This window comes from Cupriavidus sp. 8B (genome assembly GCF_054589115.1).
In genome coordinates this window covers 1-19,298 of record NZ_BAAILO010000003.1, presented here as the reverse complement: position 1 = coordinate 19,298, position 19,298 = coordinate 1, and the positions used below count along the sequence as shown (strand labels likewise).

At 61.9% G+C, this 19,298-nt stretch carries 17 protein-coding genes and 2 pseudogenes; 8 read left to right on the top strand and 11 right to left on the bottom strand.

From position 1 onward, the window contains the following. Window positions 1-204: 204 nt before the first annotated feature. From ACYP5B_RS00110 to ACYP5B_RS00070, 9 genes and pseudogenes are all read right to left on the bottom strand, one after another. Window positions 205-995 (bottom strand): annotated as a pseudogene (locus ACYP5B_RS00110) (reverse transcriptase domain-containing protein); the annotation flags it as partial. Window positions 996-1,423: 428 nt separating this feature from the next. Then, complete coding sequence (gene ltrA / locus ACYP5B_RS00105) at window positions 1,424-2,902, bottom strand: group II intron reverse transcriptase/maturase (protein WP_459568078.1); 1,479 nt, start codon at window positions 2,900-2,902, stop codon at window positions 1,424-1,426. A 356-nt stretch (window positions 2,903-3,258) separates the two neighbouring features. Next, window positions 3,259-4,293, bottom strand: coding sequence for a porin (locus ACYP5B_RS00100; protein WP_459568077.1), 1,035 nt, complete (start codon window positions 4,291-4,293; stop codon window positions 3,259-3,261). 407 nt (window positions 4,294-4,700) lie between these two features. Further along, on the bottom strand, window positions 4,701-5,753 hold the full coding sequence (locus ACYP5B_RS00095; RefSeq protein ID WP_459568076.1) for a Bug family tripartite tricarboxylate transporter substrate binding protein: 1,053 nt from the start codon (window positions 5,751-5,753) through the stop codon (window positions 4,701-4,703). A gap of 170 nt (window positions 5,754-5,923) precedes the next feature. Then, the gene (locus tag ACYP5B_RS00090; RefSeq protein WP_459568075.1) at window positions 5,924-6,817 is read right to left on the bottom strand and encodes an amidohydrolase family protein; all 894 of its coding nucleotides are present in this window, start codon (window positions 6,815-6,817) and stop codon (window positions 5,924-5,926) included. A 50-nt stretch (window positions 6,818-6,867) separates the two neighbouring features. After that, window positions 6,868-7,737, bottom strand: coding sequence for a DUF1932 domain-containing protein (locus tag ACYP5B_RS00085; RefSeq protein WP_459568074.1), 870 nt, complete (start codon window positions 7,735-7,737; stop codon window positions 6,868-6,870). A gap of 43 nt (window positions 7,738-7,780) precedes the next feature. After that, on the bottom strand, window positions 7,781-8,494 hold the full coding sequence (gene ligK / locus ACYP5B_RS00080) for a 4-carboxy-4-hydroxy-2-oxoadipate aldolase/oxaloacetate decarboxylase (RefSeq protein WP_459568073.1): 714 nt from the start codon (window positions 8,492-8,494) through the stop codon (window positions 7,781-7,783). Between the two features lie 14 nt (window positions 8,495-8,508). Beyond that, a complete protein-coding gene (locus tag ACYP5B_RS00075; RefSeq protein ID WP_459568072.1) occupies window positions 8,509-9,537 on the bottom strand; it encodes an amidohydrolase family protein in 1,029 nt (342 codons plus the stop codon). Continuing rightward, window positions 9,534-9,749: a PrpF domain-containing protein gene (locus ACYP5B_RS00070; protein WP_459568071.1), complete on the bottom strand. Its 216-nt coding sequence runs from the start codon at window positions 9,747-9,749 to the stop codon at window positions 9,534-9,536. The genes ACYP5B_RS00075 and ACYP5B_RS00070 overlap by 4 nt, the downstream gene beginning before the upstream one ends. A gap of 111 nt (window positions 9,750-9,860) precedes the next feature. On the opposite strand from ACYP5B_RS00070, the gene ACYP5B_RS00065 reads away from it, so the two are divergent. Next, window positions 9,861-10,778: a LysR substrate-binding domain-containing protein gene (locus ACYP5B_RS00065; RefSeq protein WP_459568070.1), complete on the top strand. Its 918-nt coding sequence runs from the start codon at window positions 9,861-9,863 to the stop codon at window positions 10,776-10,778. A 117-nt stretch (window positions 10,779-10,895) separates the two neighbouring features. Here the strand turns inward: ACYP5B_RS00065 and ACYP5B_RS00060 are convergent, their stop codons facing one another. Further along, window positions 10,896-11,834 (bottom strand): LysR substrate-binding domain-containing protein, encoded by a 939-nt coding sequence (locus ACYP5B_RS00060; RefSeq protein ID WP_459568069.1) that lies wholly within the window; start codon window positions 11,832-11,834, stop codon window positions 10,896-10,898. A 128-nt stretch (window positions 11,835-11,962) separates the two neighbouring features. Between ACYP5B_RS00060 and ACYP5B_RS00055 the strand changes: the two genes are divergently transcribed. The 5 genes and pseudogenes from ACYP5B_RS00055 (at window position 11,963) to ACYP5B_RS00035 (ending at window position 15,865) form a co-directional block, all read left to right on the top strand. Beyond that, complete coding sequence (locus tag ACYP5B_RS00055; RefSeq protein ID WP_459568095.1) at window positions 11,963-12,838, top strand: amidohydrolase family protein; 876 nt, start codon at window positions 11,963-11,965, stop codon at window positions 12,836-12,838. Window positions 12,839-12,936: 98 nt separating this feature from the next. Continuing rightward, window positions 12,937-14,238: a dicarboxylate/amino acid:cation symporter gene (locus tag ACYP5B_RS00050; protein WP_400100977.1), complete on the top strand. Its 1,302-nt coding sequence runs from the start codon at window positions 12,937-12,939 to the stop codon at window positions 14,236-14,238. A 73-nt stretch (window positions 14,239-14,311) separates the two neighbouring features. Continuing rightward, window positions 14,312-14,618 (top strand): annotated as a pseudogene (locus ACYP5B_RS00045) (RraA family protein); the annotation flags it as partial. Window positions 14,619-14,632: 14 nt separating this feature from the next. Beyond that, window positions 14,633-15,355, top strand: coding sequence for a substrate-binding domain-containing protein (locus ACYP5B_RS00040; protein WP_459568068.1), 723 nt, complete (start codon window positions 14,633-14,635; stop codon window positions 15,353-15,355). 177 nt (window positions 15,356-15,532) lie between these two features. Further along, entirely contained in the window at window positions 15,533-15,865 is a 333-nt protein-coding gene (locus ACYP5B_RS00035; protein WP_459568067.1) for a tyrosine-type recombinase/integrase, read from the top strand. Between the two features lie 484 nt (window positions 15,866-16,349). On the opposite strand, the gene ACYP5B_RS00030 is transcribed toward ACYP5B_RS00035, so the two are convergent. Continuing rightward, window positions 16,350-17,279 carry a LysR family transcriptional regulator gene (locus ACYP5B_RS00030; protein WP_459568066.1) on the bottom strand — a complete coding sequence of 310 codons (930 nt, stop codon included), beginning with the start codon at window positions 17,277-17,279 and terminating at the stop codon, window positions 16,350-16,352. A gap of 272 nt (window positions 17,280-17,551) precedes the next feature. Here ACYP5B_RS00030 and ACYP5B_RS00025 point away from each other — a divergent pair, with 272 nt between their 5' ends. Together ACYP5B_RS00025 and ACYP5B_RS00020 are read left to right on the top strand one after the other, a co-directional pair. Next, window positions 17,552-18,991, top strand: coding sequence for an MFS transporter (locus tag ACYP5B_RS00025; RefSeq protein WP_459568065.1), 1,440 nt, complete (start codon window positions 17,552-17,554; stop codon window positions 18,989-18,991). Between the two features lie 106 nt (window positions 18,992-19,097). Then, the coding region (locus ACYP5B_RS00020; protein ID WP_459568064.1) for a hypothetical protein at window positions 19,098-19,298 on the top strand (201 nt) is incomplete at its 3' end.

The following is a 19,298-nucleotide window of genomic DNA, read 5'->3' as shown; positions in this document are numbered from 1 at the left end:
GTTTAGGTTGACCAAGATGGTACGGGTTAGGATTGACAGCCATGCCCGAGACCTCGATGCAAGCCTTCGAAATGGCACTTCGCATATTGGGCTGACGTGGCCCCCACCCAGCGCTTGTGCGGCGTCGGCCTGCGGCAGGAAACTGCGGTAGGCAATCGCGTCCTCAGGGGAGCGGCGACAGCGGCATCGCGCTCGCCGCATTCCTGATCCCTGCGGGGTACCTGTCTCACTAACGCTCAACTCTCCCTCCTCCAGCACGCCCGCCTTGAGCCACTTGCGCACAAGACGAATGATGCGTTGGTCGCCGATCCGGTGCTCAATGAACCGGACTAGCCATTCCTGGCTAACCGAGTCGAAAAAGCTCCGAATATCCGCATCCAGAATCCAGTTCACCGGGGTGCTGGTGATGGCCGTCGCCAACGCGTCCAGCGCATCGTGCTGCTGCGCGCGGGCCGGAACCCATACGAGAACCCGAGGAAATCCTCCTCGTAGATCGCGTTCAGCACATCAACCACCGCGCGTTGAACAATCTTGTCCTCCAACGCGGCAATCTCCAACGGGCGCTGCTTACCGTCCGGCTTCGGTATGTACCGCCGCCGGACGGGTAGTGCCCGGTATGCTCCGCTCTGTACTTGCGCATGCAGTCGCTCGAGATGTTCTTCCAGTCCTGCTTCGTAGTACCGCCACGTCACGCCGTCCACCCGGGGGGCCGCATTGCGCTTGAGCGCAAAGAACGACTCCCTAAGGCGATCGATCGTGACGTGGTGCGGCAGCGCAGTGAACCGCTCCTTCTTCCGCTGCCTTGCAGCTTGCCGTACACGTTCCAGCCCCTGTGACACGCTTGCCCGGTTCTGCGCCCGGCGCGTGCGCGGCTGATCCGTGTTCCCCTTGGTCCCCGCCCTTCGCTCCACCCACTCCGCGGCCGGTTTCCCGGCGTTGTTCGCAGGCCTCGACGCTACTACGGCGGAGTCTGACTTCTCCCGTCCGTTCATCATCGGCTTCGGCTCCTCGCCTTCCCGACGCGGACCAGCCCATGCTGCGACTGGCCAGGCGAGAGATCTCCCGGTTCCCGCGCAAAGAGCCTCCGTGCGTGCCAGGGTCTTCGACCACGCCGGATCGGAGGGGCGCTCGCGCTCGCGCGCCCCTCCGTGTTGCCTTCCGCGTTCTGAACCGCGTCGGCATCCGGAATTTCACAACTATCGCGGCTCAATGGCTGGCCCGCACGTTCCCCTACCGACGCTTCGCCGACCGCCTCGCGGCGGCCTGCGTACGGCTCGGGCCGATGTGGTTCGCTATTCCTTCATCGTAGTGGACTTGCACCACCTACTCCTTGCCGGTCTCCCGGCGCACATCGCGGTAGGAATGCCCATTACTGAGCACCCCCCGCACAGATCCGTACGAGCCCGATTCGGGCATACGGCTCCTACCTCGGGTGTTTGACGGCAAAGCGCCGGTCCGGCCATGGATGAAGGATTCGAGGCTGCGGGAGCCAGGCATCCGCGATCCGCTCGGCCCGCGTCCACGTCATATGATCCTTTTGGCTGCGGCGCCTGAGCGCACGCCGCCAGAGGTCAACAACGTGGTAACGGAACGCGCCGAGCGCGCGCGAGTTCGTTGGTACTGCGTGGTACGCGAAGTATCCGCGCACCACCTGCCCAAGCCATTTTCCTTGCGCAGGAATCGGGTCATGCATGCGCCGTCGCAGATCCTCCTTGATCTGCCTGAGCTTCGCCCGCATGCGATCACCGCGAGTCTTCCTCTGCAACTGGAAGGCACCGCGACGCGATCGTCCGCAGATAAAGATGAAGCCCAGGAAGGCGAAGGTCTCCGGCCGGCCAAGGCCTCGACTCTGGCGGTTGGCCGCTGCGTAGCGGCCAAACTCCAGCAGCCTCGTCTTGTCCGGGTGAAGCGCAAGCGAGAACTCCTCCAGCCTCTGTCGCATCGCGTCCCAGAAGCGCCGCGCGTCAGCTTCGTGCTCGAAGCCAACCACGACATCATCCGCGTACCGCAGAATGATGACGTTGCCTTTAGCTTCCCGCCGTCGCCACCGGTTGGCCCAGAGATCAAACACGTAGTGCAGATACACGTTCGCGAACAGTGGCGATGCCACCGAACCCTGCGGTGTACCTGTTTCACTGACGCTCAGTTCTCCATTCGCCAGGACGCCCGCCTTGAGCCATTTCCGCACAAGACGAATGATGCGCTCGTCGCCGATCCGATGCTCCATGAACCGAACCAGCCAGTCCTGGCTGACCGAGTCGAAGAAGCTCCGGATGTCGGCGTCTAAAATCCAGTTCACCGGGGTGCGGATGATGGCCGTTGCCAACGCGTCCAGCGCATCATGCTCACTGCGTCCGGGTCGGAACCCGTACGAGAAACCGAGAAAGTCTTCCTCGTAGATCGCATTTAGCACTCCAACCACCGCACGCTGGACGACTTTGTCTTCCAGTGCGGCAATCCCCAATGGACGCTGTTTGCCGTCCGGCTTGGGTATGTACTGCCGCCGAACGGGTAGCGCCCGATACGCTCCGCTGAGTACTTGCGTGTGCAGACGCTGGAGATGCTCCTCCAGTCCTGCCTCGTAGTACCGCCACGTCATGCCATCCACTCCCGGAGCCGCGTTGCGTTTGAGCGCATAAAACGACTCCCGAAGCCGGTCGACAGTGACGTGATGCAGCAACGCAGTGAACCGCTCCTTCTTCCGCTGCCTTGCAGCTTGCCGTACACGTTCCAGCCCCTGTGGCACGCTTGCCCGGTTCTGCGCCCGGCACGTGTTGGACTGACCCATGTTCCCCTTGGTCCCCGCCCTTCGCTCCACCCACTCCGCAGCCGATTTCCCGGCATTGTTCGCAGGCTTCCTCGCTAGTACGGCGGAGTCTGACTTCTCCCGTCCGTTCATCATCGGCTACGGCTCCTCGCCTTCCCGATGCGGACCAGCCCATGCTGCGACTGGCCAGACGAGAGATCTCCCGGTTCCCGCGCAAAGAGCGTCCGTGCGTGCCAGGGTCTTGGACCACGCCGGGTCGTCGAGGCACTCGCGTTCACGCGCCCCTTCATGTTGCCTTCCGCGTTCTGAACCGCGTCGGCACCCGGAACAACACAACTATCGCGGCTCGATGGCTGGCCCGCACGTTCCCCTACCGACGCTTCGCTGACCACCTCACGGTGGCCTGCGCACGGCTCGGGGCCGATGTGGTTCGCTATTCCTTCATCGCAGTGGACTTTCACCACCTACTCCTTACCGGTCTCCCGGCGCACTCAGAACTTGTGACGCAGACCTAGCGCGAAGGTATTTCCCGTGGATGCGGTCGATAGCTTGTCGAACATATAGATGGCGTAGACATCGGTACGCTTGGAGAGGAAGTAGTCGTAGCCAAGCGATGCCGTGTTCCTGATGGAGTACGGGGTCCGCGGCTGGTTGCGGGTAGTTCGCGCCCAATCCACTAGCACCGAACCCGACGTCGTGACCGGCACAGAAAAGCCAACTTGGTAAGTCCGCGTCAACGCGTCATTTCCGTTGGTGCTCGTCCCTTCTAAGGTCGCGAAGAGCTTGGCCCATTTGAAATCGTAGGCAAAACCCGCAAGGTAGGCATCCTGCGAAATGATGGGGGCGGTGATACCGCTTCGTACACGTTGCAACGAAACACCAGCGGTTAGGTCTCCACCGGAGTAAAAGCCATGAAGGCCGATATTCGCGGTGCCATTGTGGCCGGGAACCTCTCCAAAGCCGTAAATGGCCGTACCGCTGAATCCGCCAAAGTCGGGAGTTTCATACCGGACGGCGTTGTTCCAGACCGTATCGCCTACGATTGCGCCACCGAAGGTCGCTACGAACGACTGCGTCACCAACGGCGAAAAGACAACGGATGCACCAAACGGATTTAGCCGCTGCATCACCCCGTACGTCGGGTTGGTTTGTCGCCCGAACGTGATTTGCCCAAATCCACCCTGGAGGCCAAGGTAGGCGTTGCGGGCAAAGAACGGGTCCGTGGCATTGCGGCCTTGCCCACCGGTGTCGGGTTGAAAGAAGCTTTCCAGCGTGAATACTGCCTTTAGATTCCCACCGAGGTCTTCCGTCCCGCGCATACCCCAATAGGACGTGGTAAGCCCCCCACTTCCCTCCAACCAGGTCGCCGTTGGCGTGTCCGCGCGCTTTGACGACGCGACGTAAGTACCGACCAGCCCGTACAGCTCTACCGAGCTTTGTGCGCGGACCTCAGCATTCATCCCTGCACCGATTGCCGCCAGTAAGGCGGCACCCGCGGTTCGCTTCAATGTGACATTGCTTTTCATCGTCTCTCCTCCTCACCCGTCCCCTCACGGGACCTTCTTTTTGATGCCCTAGGATCGGGCCGCTAGGGGTTGAGCCCCGTGCGGCCGCATACGAACATGTTTGAAAGATGTCGAGCTTCGTTCTTTTCTCCTTTGGTTATTGGGTTGGACGCAGACGGATCTATGGAGCGATTTCTTCCAGCCTTCGCTCGCGCCTCTCAGTCATGTACCTGGCTGCCAGCGCTCAGCGTATCGCGCCACGCAAGGTGTCTCCTCTTTGTTAAGGTGTCTTCTTGTGGCTGCGTGTGGGCGCGCTGGACATGACGTCTCCTGCCAACCGTCGCGTCGGCATGAGAGACATCCACGTTGAATCATTCGCCGGGCCGGTCGCTGACAGTGGCTGCCTCGATCCGCCCAGCGGTGCGTGCTTATTGCTTTTCGATGCGTGCGCGCTCAATGACGTCATGCCACTTGCGGATTTCGCCGGCGACGAATGCTTGGAACGCCTGCGGGGTACTGGAACGCGGTTCGAGTCCCAGGTCCGCCAGTTTCTTTGCCGATGCGGGCGACTGCACCACCTTGGCAAGCGCCTGGTTGAGGCGCGTCACAACCTCGACCGGAGTCTTCGCAGGCGCGGCCAAGCCGTTCCAGGATGTGGCCTGGTAGTTCGTGAGACCAGTCTCGCTCATGGTGGGCGTGCCGGGCAGGCTGGCGAACCGCTTGCCTCCGGTGACGGCGAGCGGACGCAGCGCGCCGGACTGGATCTGCGGCAGCACTGCCGGCATGGTCTCGAATCCGGCCTGCACATTGCCACCGCGCAGCGCGCTAACCACGTCGCCGCTGGATCGGAACGGCACCACCTGGGCATCGAGCCCGGCCATGGCGACGAAGAGTTGCGCTGCGAGGTTCTGCGTGCTGCCGATCCCCACCGTGCCGATATTGAAACCTGCCGGATCCTTGCGCGCCTGGGCGATCGCCTCGCCCACGGTCTTGAGCTTGCTGGCCTTGTCCACCACCATGACCAGGTCGAAGCTGCCAATCGGCGAGATCATGGCAAAGTCTTCGAGCGGGCGGTAAGGAAGCGTCTTGAAGAGCGAAGAACTGACCGCGTTCTGGTTGCTGACCAGCAGCAGTGTGTGTCCGTCTGGCTCTGCCTTGGCCACTGCAACTGCCGCGTTGATGCCGCCGGCACCAGGCAGGTTCTCGACCACCACTGGCTTGCCCAGCTCCTGACCCAGGCCCTGGGCCACAATGCGCGCTGCGATGTCGGCCACGCCGCCAGCGCCGAAGCCCACGACGATGCGCAGCGGCTTGCTTGGGAATGGCGCTTGCGCCAGTGCCGCCGTGCTCGCCAGCAAGCCGCACGCGGCGAGAATGGGGGCCAGCCAGCCCAAGCGCTGGCGTAGGCCAGGTACCGTCATCCTGCCGAGCTGGACTGGGGTTGGGGAAAGTGGCTGCGTGGCGGTTGGTTTCCTAAACATGTCGTCTCCATTCTGTTCGTGGTACGTACGCGTAGACAGCGGCGCTTTCAAGGCGCGCTGCTAACGTGCTTGCGCTCTGTGGCGCCATCGTGAAACTGGTGTGCTACCGATTCGCATGGGAGGCGAGCGGTGTGCGACCCCAGCCGGTGCCCGGCATCGCTCGGTGACGCTTAGAGTCCGCTGCCTTCGCCCCAGTACAGCCGGGTCGGATTGTCCACCAACAGCTTGCGCTGCAGCTCGGCAGTCGGAGCGATCTTCGGCACGTAGTCCACGAGCTTGCCGTCGTCGGGCATATGGTCTTTCAGATTCGGGTGTGGCCAGTCGGTGCCCCACAGTACGCGATCAGAGAAGCGTTCCACCAGCGTGCGGGCAAAGGGGACTACGTCCTCGTAACCTGGTGGCCCCGACAAGCTCAGGCGCTCCGGACAGCTAACCTTCGACCAGACATTGTCGTGTTCCTGCATCAGCCGCAGGAATAGCCCGAACTCGAGTCCGTCGACGGGCTTGCGGATGTCTGGTCGTCCCATGTGGTCTACCACCACCGGGGTCGGCAACTTAGTGAAGAAAGGCCAGAGTTCGGGCAGATCTTCCGCTTCGAAGTACACCACTACGTGCCAGCCAAGCGGCGCAATGCGGTTGGCGATCTCGAACAGCACCTCGCGCGGTGTGAAGTCAACCAGGCGTCTGACAAAATTGAAGCGGACGCCCCGCACCCCTACGGCGTGCATGGCATGCAATTCGGCGTCGCTGACTTCACGCGGCACCGAAACCACGCCTCGGGCTTTTCCCTCGGAGCGGGCCAGCGCATCGAGCAGGGCGCTGTTGTCATGGCCGTGGCACGTGGCCTGAACCACAACATTGCGTTCGAAGCCAAGGTGATCGCGCAACGCAAAGAGTTGCTCGCAGGAGGCGTCGCAGGGTGTGTACTTGCGCTCCGGCGCGAACGGGAAAAGATGCTCCGGTCCAAACACGTGACAGTGCGCATCAACGGCGCCCGCTGGCAGCGCGAATTGGGGGCGCGAGGGAGCTGGGTGGAATGGCAGCCAGTTCGGGTCCATTGGCATGAGGCGCTTCCTTAAAATGAGTCTGGGCTTATGGAAAAGACACGCCCGGGTCAGACGGTGGCGCCGAGGATATGGTCGGCTTCGATGCGCCAGTCACCGAGCGGCGCGTCGCCACCGCCGAACAGGCCTCGGGCCGCGAGATCAGCAACCCATGCCTGCCGTTTGGCGGTGCTACTGGCCGACATTGGCTCCAGGCCGATCTCACTCACAGTGCGCGCGACCTCGTGCATCTCCTCCGCGCGGCGGCGACCATGCTGAATCACTCGGTGAAAGAAATAGCTACCTTGTTGCTCCCAATCGATTCCCGGGAAGGTTTCAGCCAACGAAGCCAGCACCGCGTCCTCCACGCCGTGAGCGCGTGCTGCACAGAAGCATTCGATCACCATGGCCTCCAGTCCCTTGATCAGGACGCTGCGGCACATCTTGGTAGCCGAGACGACCCCCAGTGTGGTCGAGCCCACCTTGGCCTGGAAGCCCAGCGTCTCCAGGTATGGGTGCAAGCGCGCTGCCGACGGTCCGCCCAACAGCAAAGGCATGCGTATCCGGTAGGGGCCGATGGAGGTCATCACAGCGCCTTCCACATAGCGGCCACCGGCGCCGTTCACCAACCCGGCAGCCTCGATCTTCGTGCCCGGCGAAGCGGAGTTGAAGTCCAGGAAGAACGTCCCGGCACGCAGCCCCGACCGGCAGGCGTGCGCCACCGCCAGGGTCTGATCGGCGGTGACGGCGCTGATGACCAAGTCCGCGCTAGCGACCAGATCGGAATGGCTGCTTGCCAGCCTTACACCGATGGCGGCGGCGTGGCGTTGCAACGCTTCACCGCTTGGGGCTTGCATCAGTCGGTCGAAGGCGGAAACAATCATGCCGGCCGCACGAAGGTCTTCGGCCAGCGTGCAACCAACCTCTCCATAGCCGGCCAAGCCGATATGCCACTGGCGAGCATCGGGGGATGAGGTCATGATGTCAGTCGATATAGCGCAGGCCAGCCATGGCGAGCGTGGGCCGCATGTTGTAGATGTCCAGGCCAAGTTCGCCGGCCGCGAGGCGCGCGCGTTTCGCCGCTTCCTTGCTCTCGCGCTCGCCGGCGGCATTCGCTACTTGCTGGGCGATGGCGGCAGGCACCACCACCACACCATCCTCGTCGGCGATCACAACGTCCCCCGGATTGACCAAGGCCCCGCTGCAGACCACCGGCACGTTGACCGAGCCCAGCGTCGCCTTGACGGTGCCGCGCGCATGAATGGCTCGGGAGAACACCGGAAAGCCCATTTCTCTGAGCTCCCTGACATCACGTACACCCCCGTCGATCACCAGGCCTGCGCCGCCACGGGCCCGGAACGAGGTTGCCAGCAGATCGCCGAAGAAACCATCGCTGCTTTCAGCCGTGCAGGCTGCGACCACCACGTCGCCGGGCGTCAATTGCTCGGCCGCCACGTGCAGCATCCAGTTGTCGCCGGGCTGCAGCAGCACGGTGACCGCAGTGCCACACAGGCGTGCGCCGGGAAAGGCCGGACGCATCTCCGGCTTCATTAGCCCGATACGGCCCATGGCCTCGTGAATGGTGGCCACGCCGAACTTGGACAGTTCTTCTACCGCGGCGGCGGAGGGGCGCTCAATATGACGCTTGACGATGCCGAGTGGATTCATGGCTGGTGATTGAGAATGGGTTGTGGTCATCCGGGGCTGTCCTGTCAGCGGCCCTGGGCCTTCAGGGCCGCGTCGAGCCGCGGGTAGACGCGGCGCGCGTTGCCTTCGTAGATCTGGTGGCGGTCCTGCTCCGTCAGCGTCGACGCGGCGTCGATGTAGCGGCGGGTATCGTCGAAGTGGAAACCGGTCTCAGGATCGATGCCGCGTACGGCGCCAATCATCTCCGACGCGAACAGCGTGTTGTACACGGGGATCACCTTGGTGAGCAGGTCGATGCCGGGTTGGTGGTAGACGCAGGTGTCGAAGAAGATGTTGTTCAGCAGGTGATCCTGGAGCAGCGGCTTCTTCAACTCCTGGGCCAGGCCACGGAACCTGCCCCAGTGGTAAGGCACGGCGCCGCCGCCATGTGGGATCACAAAGCGAAGCGTCGGGAAGTCCTTGAACAGATCGGACGTCAGGCATTGCATGAACGCAGTCGTATCCGCATTCAGGTAGTGCGCCCCGGTGGTGTGAAAGCACGCATTGCAACTGGTGCTGACGTGGATCATCGCCGGAATGTCGTACTCCACCATCTTCTCGTAAATGGGGTACCACGAGCGATCGGAGAGCGGGGGCGCGGTCCAGTGGCCGCCCGACGGATCCGGATTCAGGTTGATGGCAACAAAGCCGTAGTCCTCCACGCAACGAACCAGCTCGGGAATGCAGGTTTCGGGTGCGACGCCCGGCGATTGCGGCAGCATGGCCGCGCCGATGAACTGCTGGGGGAACAGCCCGGCCACGCGATGGCACAGTTCGTTGCAGATCGAGGCCCAGGTCGAGCTGATCTCGAAATTGCCGACATGGTGAGCCATGAAGCTGGCGCGCGGTGAAAAAATCGTCAGGTCGAGGCCGCGCTCGCGCATCAGCCGCAGTTGGTTGTGCTCGATACTCTCGCGCAGCTCGTCGTCACTAATCCGCAATTCGCCAGCCTTAGGCCCCATAGCCAGGTTGCCCAGGCTGTCGATCTGGCGCTTGCGCCAGGTTTCCAGTGCCGCAGGGGCAGTCGTGTAGTGGCCGTGGCAATCGATGATCACGCTGTGTCTCCTTTCCATACTGATTGATGAATCAATGCCTCCCCCTTCATCAAGGCGCGGGCGGTGCCGATCTGGCTGCGGTCGGGCAAACCGATCACCGCGAGCAGCACGCCATCGCGGCTGGCGGTATCCGCAGGCAGGTCGGTCTCGTGGAAGAACGGACCGCGCGAGGTACCTCCGCGTATCAGGAGGGTGGGGATTGAAATTTGCATGCGACTGATTATCGAGACTCGGCCAAGATTGAAACAGCGCACAATCCCACTAGCAGATATATCATTCTGCTATAACGCAAGGCGTGATTTGCTGCGCTGCAACCCAATGCCATGGACATCAAACAACTCGAATACTTCGTGCACGTTGCCGAATTGAGCAGCTTTACCCGTGCTTCCGTCGTGCTAAATGTGGCTCAACCTGCCCTTAGTCGGCAAGTCAGGCTGCTGGAGGTCGAGTTGCGGCAGAACCTGTTGATCCGCAACGGACGCGGGGTCACCACCACCGAGGCCGGGAAGCTGCTACTGGAGCATGGCCGCGGGCTACTGCGCCAATTCGCCCATACCAAGGAAGAATTAGCGCGGCTGCGCGGTGCCGCAGGCAGCAACATCGCCCTCGGCGTGCCGCCAAGCCTCTCGCGCATCTTGATCGTGCCGCTGATCCGTCAATTCCGGACGGCGTTACCGGGCACCGTGCTCTCGGTCCGGGAGGGGCTCTCCACCGCGATGCAAGAGTCCCTGCTCAACGGCAGGCTGGACGCGGCGTTGCTCTACGAATTCCCCGGCAACGCCATGGCTTCAGGCGTGGAATTCACTGAAGTATGCGAGGAAGACCTTTTTCTGATCGAGTTGGGTGGTAGCAGCAATGCGACCGCACCGGTCACCCTAGAAGAATTGGCGCAAACGCCTCTGGTGATTCCCAGTCGGCCCAATGCGATGCGCATGAAAGTGGAGACGCGGTTGACCGATGTCGGCCTCGTCCCCACTATCGCCCTGGAGATCGACAGCGTGTCCTCGCTGCTCGACCTGGTGGCCGACGGCGCCGGCGGCGCAGTGCTGCCGATCAACGCGCTATTGAAATCGACGCATGCCGACCGTCTGGTGGCTCGGCCCATCTCCTCGCCCGGTTTGCGCATGCGCCTGGTGCTTGCGGTCAGCTCGCATCGTCCCTCGACCCGCTCGCATCAGTCCATGCTGGACGTGATCCTGCAAACCACCCGAGCAGTCCTGCACGGGCGCGAAGCCGCTTGAGCCCCGCCTGTTTCCTGTTTTTCACTTCACTCCGTTTATCGCTGGCAGCTTCAAGCTGCTACGGCCGGAATGAGCTGGCAAGCCGTGGACAAAAATACGATGGGTGGCCGACCTTTCTCACATCTCATTCGGTTGCATTTCTCCAGGGTTCCGGTCGGTAGTGTAAAGCGGGAGCACCGCGGTCTCGATCAGGCCGATCGCCTCCATCGCCAGGTGTGACAAGGTGTGCTGGCTGCTCGTCGCGATAGCGAGACGGGTGTGCAGCGTCGGTTGCGCTATGCGCGTAACGGAGAACGGGCGCTTGAGCGGATCGGTGGCCGGAGCATTGATGGGCAACACCGCGTAACCATAGCCCTCGCACACGAGGTCGAGGATCGCCCCGACTGCATCCACCTCGAGCGCAATGGCGAGCTTGACGCCCTCCTCGGCGGCGCGCGCTTCGACAATCTGCCGCAGCGCGTGCATCCGGCCGGGAATGACGAGTGGATAGCGCCCGATGTCCTTTAGGCGGATCTGCTCCGGCGCCTGACCACCTGTACTACCTCCCATGCCGATCAGGAACAGTTCCTCCTCAAACACCGCGCGCTTCTCGACGAGTGCAGTGAGCGAAGTGTCGTAAAGCACGGCCGCATCGATGCGGCCCATCATCAGCCACTCCATCAGATACGTGGAAAGCCCCTCTGCCACAGAGATCGTCGCATCTGGAAACCGCTGCCTGAACTGCCGGATCAACTCCTGCGTGGCGACCTTTGCGAAGCTCGGCGCAAGCCCGATGCTGAAGTGTCCGCTGACCGTCCCCTTCAATTGCCGAAGATCGTGCCGGGCACGCTCGGCCTGCAGCAGCATCCCCTTCGCATGGCCCAGCATGACCTGCCCCGCATCGGTTGCCAGGACGCCGCGCCCGTTCCGCACGAGCAGGGTCTGCCTAAGTTCCACCTCGAGCTGTCGCACGAGGCGGCTCAAGGTCGGCTGATTGGTATCGAGGATCGTGGCGGCGCGCGTGAAGCTCCCCAGCTCCACTACGTGCACAAAGGCCTCGAGCTGCTTCAGTTCCATTTCGGATCCTATACAAATTTCGTATATCAGCTAGTCGGATATGTCGATTGTATCGGTGAACTCGAATCGCCACAATGATCCTCAATCGCTGTCAGGCCACGCCATTCTCAATAGAGCCCAGCCACATCATGAGATCCTGTCTTCCGCCAGATCCGCACCCAATCGACCCGTTGCATGCGCTCCCCGCGTTCGCATGCGACGCCCACTGCCACGTATTCGGCCCCGCCGAGCGTTTCCCCTATGCCGAAGATCGCAGCTACACGCCGCCCGACGCGCCGTTCGAAGCACTCGCTGCGCTGCACGACCATCTGGGCCTTGCGCGCGGGGTGATCGTGCAGGCGAGCTGCCACGGCACCGACAACACCGCGATGCTCGATGCGATCACCCGGAGCAACGGTCGGTATCGGGGCGTTGCCATCGTCGATGTCACCGTCACCGACGACGCGCTGAAGGCGCTCAACGACGCCGGTGTGCGCGGCGTACGCTTCAATTTCGTCGAGCATCTGGGCGGAGCGCCCGACCTGGACGTATTCGACCGCGTGCTGCGGCGGATCGAAGCGCTCGGCTGGCATGTCGTGCTGCACCTCGACGCGCAGGACATCGTCAAATACGCCGATCTCATCGGGCGGATTCGCGTGCCATTCGTAATCGATCACATGGGCCGCGTACGCGCCGAGGCGGGTCTGGATCAGGAGCCGTTCCGGCAACTGCTGGAGCTGATGCGCAATCCGCTCGCATGGGTGAAGGTCTGCGGCTCCGAGCGAGTCTCGGCGGGCAAACGACCCTTCGACGACGCGATTCCCTTCGCGCGGGCACTCGTTCACGCCGCACCGGATCGTGTGTTGTGGGGCACGGACTGGCCGCATCCGAATATCTCCAAGGACATGCCCAACGATGGTGAACTGGTCGACCTGCTGTTCCGCATTTGCGACGATCCCGTGCTGCTCCACAAGATCCTGGTCGAGAACCCTGGTCGACTTTACGATTTCGGCGCCGGCAAATAACAGACGGTCAAAAAAGGCCGCAAGACAACCTATCGGAGACACAGCATGACTCAATCCAACTTTCGTTCACGCATTACGTTTGCCGCGAGGCAGCCGCGATGAGCGCCACCACTTTATCCCCCGATGCGACGCCGCGCCTGCGCGTCCCCCTTTACCGCCAGCTCTATGTGCACGTGCTGGCCGCAATTCTGATTGGCGTGCTGCTCGGCCACTTCGCGCCGACGCTTGCCGTCCAGATGAAGCCGCTCGGCGATGCGTTCATCAAGCTCGTCAAGATGGTGATCGGCCCAATCATTTTCTGCACCGTGGTCGCGGGCATCGCGGGCATGGGCGACATGAAAAAGGTCGGACGCGTCGGCGGGAAAGCACTCCTATATTTCGAGGTCGTCTCGACGCTCTCGCTGGTGATCGGGCTTGTGGCCGGGCACCTGCTACGCCCGGGTGCCGGTTTCAACCTCGATCCGTCGAAAATCGACGCTTCCGCGCTTTCCGGCTACGCGCCCCAAGCCCATGAGCAGAGCACGGTCGAGTTCCTCATGCACATCATCCCGAACACCGTGGTCGATGCGTTCGCGACGGGCAACGTGCTACAGATTCTGCTCATCTCGGTGCTGTTCGGCGCAGCGCTTGCCGCGCTCGGCGAGCGGGGCAAGCCGCTGGTCGAGTTCATCGGCGGCATCGCCAACACGTTCTTTGGCATCGTTCACATCATCATGAAGACCGCTGCCATCGGGGCCTTCGGTGCGATCGCCTACACCATCGGAACATATGGAGTCGGGGCCGTCTTGCCACTCATCAAGCTGATCGGCGCGTTCTACCTGACGCTCTTTGTGTTTGTTGTGGTTGTCCTCGGCGCGATCGGCCGCGTGATGGGCTTCAACATCTTTCGCTTCATGAGCTATATCCGCGAGGAGATTCTCATTGTTCTCGGCACGAGTTCGTCCGAAGCGGCGCTGCCCGGGATGCTCGAAAAGCTCGAACGCTTGGGCTGCTCCAAGCCGGTGGTCGGGCTCGTCGTGCCCGCGGGCTATTCGTTCAATCTGGATGGCACCAACATCTATCTGACGATGGCGGTCCTGTTCATCGCGCAGGCCTTCACTATCCAGCTGACCTTCACGCAGGAAATGACCCTGATCGTGGTCGCGATGCTCACCTCGAAGGGCGCGAGTGGCGTGGCCGGTGCTGCGTTCATCATGCTCACCTCGACTCTGCTCGTGTTCCCCGTCATCCCTGTGTCCGGCATGGTGCTGATTCTCGGCATTCACCGCTTCATGGGCACCGGGCTCGCCGTCGTCAACACGATCGGGAATGGCGTCGCCACGCTCGTGGTCTCCGCCTGGGAACGAGAACTCCACCGGGACAAGCTCGACGCCGCCATGAAGAAGCGCACAGTCCGCTAAAGCCCGGCCTCGCACCAGAGGCCGCCGTCCGCGCGGGCTGCCACAATCAGAACAAAAAGGTGATGGATCGGCGGAGATGAACTTCCCGGTATGGAGAAAGGCGCTCGTCCAGAGGGACGGTCAAGGCGACTCTCGGTCCCGTGAACATACCGGTGGTATGCGCTGGGGCGCTGGTGAATCCGGGCGACGTGATCGTCGCGGACGACGATGGTGTGGTCGTGGTGCCAGCGGCATCGGCGCAGAAGGTTCTCGCAAAGGCGACCGCGCGGGAAGCCAACGAAGGCGAGACGCGCGCGAAGCTGGCCGCCGGCGTGCGCGGCCTGGATATATACAACATGTGCAAACCGCCGCAACAAGCCGGACAGCGCTATATCGATTGAAAAGGACAGAGAAAATGGCCATCGGTCAATTTATGAGTGAGCAGATCACGGGCATCTCTTCGATGGCCACGCGCCTAGTGCTGGCCGAGCTGGTCAAAGAATACGAGCGCTTGTCGGGACGACGGGTGGTCATCGAATCGGTCGGAGGCGTGGCCGCTGCCCGGCGTGTTCAGGACGGGGAGCCATTCGATATCGTCGTGCTTGCGGCCGACGCGATCGATCAGCTCGCCGCAGCCGGCCAGATTGACCCGGCCGGCCAGGTCGACCTGGCCCGTTCGAGCGTGGCGATCGCGGTGGCAGCCGGGGCGCCTCGACCGGAGATCGGTACCGAAGCGGCAGTTCGCGACGCCATACTGGCCGCGCGCAGCATCGGCTATTCGACGGGTCCCAGCGGTTCGCACCTGAGCCGCTTGTTCGAGCGCTGGGGCATCGCTGAAACCATAGCGCCTCGCATCGTGCAGGCACCGCCCGGCGTTCCAGTGGGCGCGCTCGTCGCCTGCGGGAAAGTCGAACTAGGTTTCCAGCAATTGAGCGAGTTAATGCACTTGCCTGGCATCGATGTCATCGGCTCTCTGCCGCCCGAGATTCAGGTCATCACCGTCTTCTCGGCCGCCGTATGCACGGCGTCTGAGCAGCATGAAGCCGCGGAGGAACTGATTTCCTTCCTGGCCTCGCCCCAGGCTGACTCCGTCAAGCTGCGTCATGGTATGGAACCAGCAGGGGGTGATAGCAAATAGCGGCGGTACAGGGTCTGGTCGCGATGCCACCAACGAAAAGAATCGCGTTCATTCCTCAGCGCGGCTTCTTTCACAAGGGCAAACTGAACGGCACTTGAATCGTCGTTGACTAACTCAGGCTGTTGGCATTAAGTTATTCCTGCCCGCTAATCAACGTTCATTTACACGCAGATCCACATGAATCAAGATGGCTCCATCGTCGCGCCCGTCTCATGTTCCGGGGCGAGAAAGGACATGCATCGCCGCGAGGTCAAGGCGATCTTTGCCGCTGTGGCCGATGGCTTGCAGGCCCGCGAGCCGGCGCAGGCAATCTTACTGCGTGCGGCGTCGCCGCATTGGTTGCGCCACGCCTATGCGCGCGCGCTGGTGGTCGACCACAAGGTGCCGCTACCCGCCGCCCAGGCGCCACTCGGGCATGCCTCGGTACAGACCACGGCGGCCCATGCGAAGACCGACCTGACGCAGTTGCGTGCCTTCGTCGATGCCACGTTTACTGACGATGTGCCGTAGTTATCTAGCGGACCGGGGTATCGCTGGTCTGTCATGCCGGCGATGCCGAGCGCCGCCTGCAGGAAGTCGTGGAAAATCGCTGCTCGCTGGCGGGCTGCCGCCAGTCGCTCCTCACCCTGCCGGTAGCTGCATAGCAGACCCCTCGCGTGTTCTAGCCTGACAGCCGAGTCATGGCCTTCCGCAGTGGCTTGCGATTGCGCGCCGCAGGCGCGCTCCTCGGTCCGGTAGGGACACTATGGATTGAGATCGTGGGCTCCGTCGCCCAGCCACCGGCGGGACCAGTTGTGCAGGTGACGCGGGGCTCAGAGCGACCCATTTCTGACCTTCCGCCTGGCGGCGCATCTAGGACCGCCAAGGTGCAACGGCCATTCATGTTTTCGAGCTAGAGTCGGCAAGTACTCGGCCGAAGCGGAAAGTGCGAATGCTCAATGAAGTCCGCCGTCCTCGTGCAAATGCTCCAAAGCCAATCATCGATTGCTCGCGATCAGCATGGGCTGGAGTTCGATTGAATTCCATCGCCCTCCGCTAGCCGGTGAAGATGATCTGCGAGCGTGCGCGCACTGGATGACGTGTATTTCTGCGACCTCGAGCAGATAACGAACTGACGGTTAGCCCAGTCATTCTTCAAGGGTACGAGTGTCAATCCAAGCGCCTTCGCAGTTGGCCCTACGGCTTCTCTCGGGCTAATCGCAATACCGAGGCCGGCGGCCACGATTCGACAAGCACTATCGAAGGTGGATGCCTCGATTCGAGTGGCCATGGGCTTGCCCGCGAGTGCCGCGTGCTGACGCAACATGATCTCCATCATGCTCCCAGGCGACACACTGACGCTTTCATACTCCAGAGTGTCCTCGAAGTACAACGCGTCGTGCGTCGCTAGGGGATGCGACGGGTGGAGAACGACGCACGGATGATCGCTCCGGTACGTCGCTGTTTCCAGGCCTGACAAGTCGGAGGCGTCCCAACACACTCCCAGATCTGCATGGCCTTCCCGCACGCTACGAACAATCTCCGATGATAGCGATTCCTTCAGGGCGACGCGAACCGAACGATAAATGGAAAGGAACGTGGCCATGTCGGCCGGAAGCCAGGCGGCGATCGCGGCAGGACTTGCAACAACGCGAACGCTGCCGGTCACTCCACCCGAGAACTCGCTCATTTCGGCATACATGTTTTCCATACGGCTCAACACGTCCCGCGCTTGCCGAACAAACGCCGTGCCGGCCGCGGTCGGCTTCATTCCGTGTTTGCCACGGGCGAGGAGTGTTACACGCAGATCCTCTTCAAGCGCTGCCAGGCGCTTGCAGACTGCCGATGGCACGATGGACTCGCGCTGGGAAGCGCGGGCAATACTTCCCTCCTCGCAAACGGCGATGAAGAGTTTCAGCGTGATGGGGTCGAAATGTGACTTCATCGTACACAGCAACGGCAGTTCGGCATGTCAGAAAGTTCCCAATGGAGAATCCTATCTTCCCAGATTACCACTTCGTTCTCTTATCGCGAAATCATAAAATCGCAACAAGACGAAGGAGAACCGAAGTGAAGCCCGACTCAAGTGCCCCCGCAAATAGGGATATAACGCCACTTGCTTGGGCGGCCAAGGACTTCAGGGCGCACCTCAAGTCGATTGAGCGCGACCAGATCCGCCGGCGAGTCGTCGGCCAGATGCAATAACAGGAGACAGACATGCAGCAGACCGTCACCGCGGGAAGCCCCCCGCGCGTCGCGCCGAACGTTCGTATCAACATCAACCCGGGCGCGGAAATCTCTGCGCGCATGGACCGCCTGCCAATTACGCAGCATCTCTGGATGCTCGTGTTCCTCATCTCGCTCGGGGGCTTCTTCGAAGTCTACGACCTGATCTTCACCGGCTATATCGCGCCGGGCATGGCGAAGAGCGGGCTGCTTCAGACCACGACCCATGCATTCTTCGGCTTGACTGGGATCGCTGGCTTCATTGCCGCAACCTTCGTGGGCCTCTTCGTCGGCACCTTCGGATTCGGCTGGATGCCGGATCGCTACGGGCGCCGCGCCGTCTTCACGTTTTCGCTGCTGTGGTACTCGGTCGGCTCGGCGATCATGGCATTCCAGGCGACTCCCGAAGGCGTGATCCTGTGGCGCTTCATCACCGGCATCGGCGTGGGCCTTGAGATCATCACGATCGACAGCTACGTCACCGAACTCGTCCCGCAGCATATGCGCGGCCGCGCGATTGCGTTCAACCAGACGGTTATGTTCGCGGCCGCCCCGGTCGCTGCGATCCTCTCGTACTGGCTCGTTCCGACGACCGTGTTCGGCATCGACGGATGGCGTGTCGTGGTGCTCGCGGGAGCGATCGGCGCGGTGCTCGTTTGGTTCATTCGCCGTGCGGTGCCGGAAAGCCCGCGATGGCTCGCGACCCACGGCAATGTTGAGAGGGGCGAGAGGATAGTGGGCATGATCGAAGCTATTGTCGAGCGCCAGTACGGCCAGCCCCTTCCGCCGCCACTGAATGCGATCGAGCAGCCCGTGCACCGGCATGCGTCGTTTGCGGAGCTGCTGCAGCCGCCATATCGGTCGCGCCTGATCATGCTGACTGTCTTCAACTTTTGTCAGGCTATCGGCTACTACGGGTTCGTGAACTGGGTGCCGACACTATTGATTGCTCACGGTATTACTGTCACCAAGAGTCTGCTGTACTCGTTCATCATTGCGTTTGCGATGCCAGCGGGCGCATTACTAGCCATGCTCTACGCAGACAAAATCCAGCGTAAGTACCTAATCGTCGGTAGCGCGCTCGCAGTGGTCATTTGCGGACTCGCGTTCGGACAGGTGACGTCGGTTGTTCCGCTCATTATTACAGGCGTGCTCATCAGCTTTGCCGGTCAGACAATGTCAGTTTCCTGTCATACGTATCAGTCGGAACTATTTCCCACGGCCGTGCGCTGCCGTGCGAGCGGCATCGTCTATTCCGCTAGCCGTATCGGCGCGATGTTATCGGGCTTCATCATTGCTGCGCTGCTGAAGGACTTTGGCGTACCCGGGGTCTTCACCGGCATCACGGCCTGCATGCTTGTGGTCATGATAGCGATCGGCGTATTTGGACCGAAGACAAACGGCCTGAGGCTTGAAGAGTTAAACCACTGACGGCCGAGTCTTATCCTGGCGACTCATCATGACTCGCGACTTGTCAGCCGTCTGAGACCACTTCGCCCTGCCGATTGCATAAGTAGATTACATAGGAGAGTAAACCGTGAACCAGCCAAATTCGCAGCCGCTTCGTCCTTCCGACACGGTTCGTTTTAACGGCCGAATCCTGTTTTTGTCGAATAACCCAAGCGTGGTCCAGCGCCAACTAGTGGGAGAGGGCGTCACACTTGAAGAGGCCTTGCCGCTCCGCTCGGACATTTCCACCGACGAGATCACACCCGCCTACATTTGCTACTACTACGAC

Bases quoted from the DNA above. Each gene is read 5' to 3' on its own strand.
- ltrA (WP_459568078.1), bottom strand. From the start codon at position 2,902: ATGATGAACGGACGGGAGAAGTCAGACTCCGCCGTACTAGCGAGGAAG.
- ACYP5B_RS00100 (WP_459568077.1), bottom strand. From the start codon at position 4,293: ATGAAAAGCAATGTCACATTGAAGCGAACCGCGGGTGCCGCCTTACTG.
- ACYP5B_RS00095 (WP_459568076.1), bottom strand. From the start codon at position 5,753: ATGTTTAGGAAACCAACCGCCACGCAGCCACTTTCCCCAACCCCAGTC.
- ACYP5B_RS00090 (WP_459568075.1), bottom strand. From the start codon at position 6,817: ATGCCAATGGACCCGAACTGGCTGCCATTCCACCCAGCTCCCTCGCGC.
- ligK (WP_459568073.1), bottom strand. From the start codon at position 8,494: ATGACCACAACCCATTCTCAATCACCAGCCATGAATCCACTCGGCATC.
- ACYP5B_RS00070 (WP_459568071.1), bottom strand. From the start codon at position 9,749: ATGCAAATTTCAATCCCCACCCTCCTGATACGCGGAGGTACCTCGCGC.
- ACYP5B_RS00065 (WP_459568070.1), top strand. From the start codon at position 9,861: ATGGACATCAAACAACTCGAATACTTCGTGCACGTTGCCGAATTGAGC.
- ACYP5B_RS00060 (WP_459568069.1), bottom strand. From the start codon at position 11,834: ATGGAACTGAAGCAGCTCGAGGCCTTTGTGCACGTAGTGGAGCTGGGG.
- ACYP5B_RS00055 (WP_459568095.1), top strand. From the start codon at position 11,963: ATGAGATCCTGTCTTCCGCCAGATCCGCACCCAATCGACCCGTTGCAT.
- ACYP5B_RS00050 (WP_400100977.1), top strand. From the start codon at position 12,937: ATGAGCGCCACCACTTTATCCCCCGATGCGACGCCGCGCCTGCGCGTC.
- ACYP5B_RS00040 (WP_459568068.1), top strand. From the start codon at position 14,633: ATGGCCATCGGTCAATTTATGAGTGAGCAGATCACGGGCATCTCTTCG.
- ACYP5B_RS00035 (WP_459568067.1), top strand. From the start codon at position 15,533: ATGAATCAAGATGGCTCCATCGTCGCGCCCGTCTCATGTTCCGGGGCG.
- ACYP5B_RS00030 (WP_459568066.1), bottom strand. From the start codon at position 17,279: ATGAAGTCACATTTCGACCCCATCACGCTGAAACTCTTCATCGCCGTT.
- ACYP5B_RS00025 (WP_459568065.1), top strand. From the start codon at position 17,552: ATGCAGCAGACCGTCACCGCGGGAAGCCCCCCGCGCGTCGCGCCGAAC.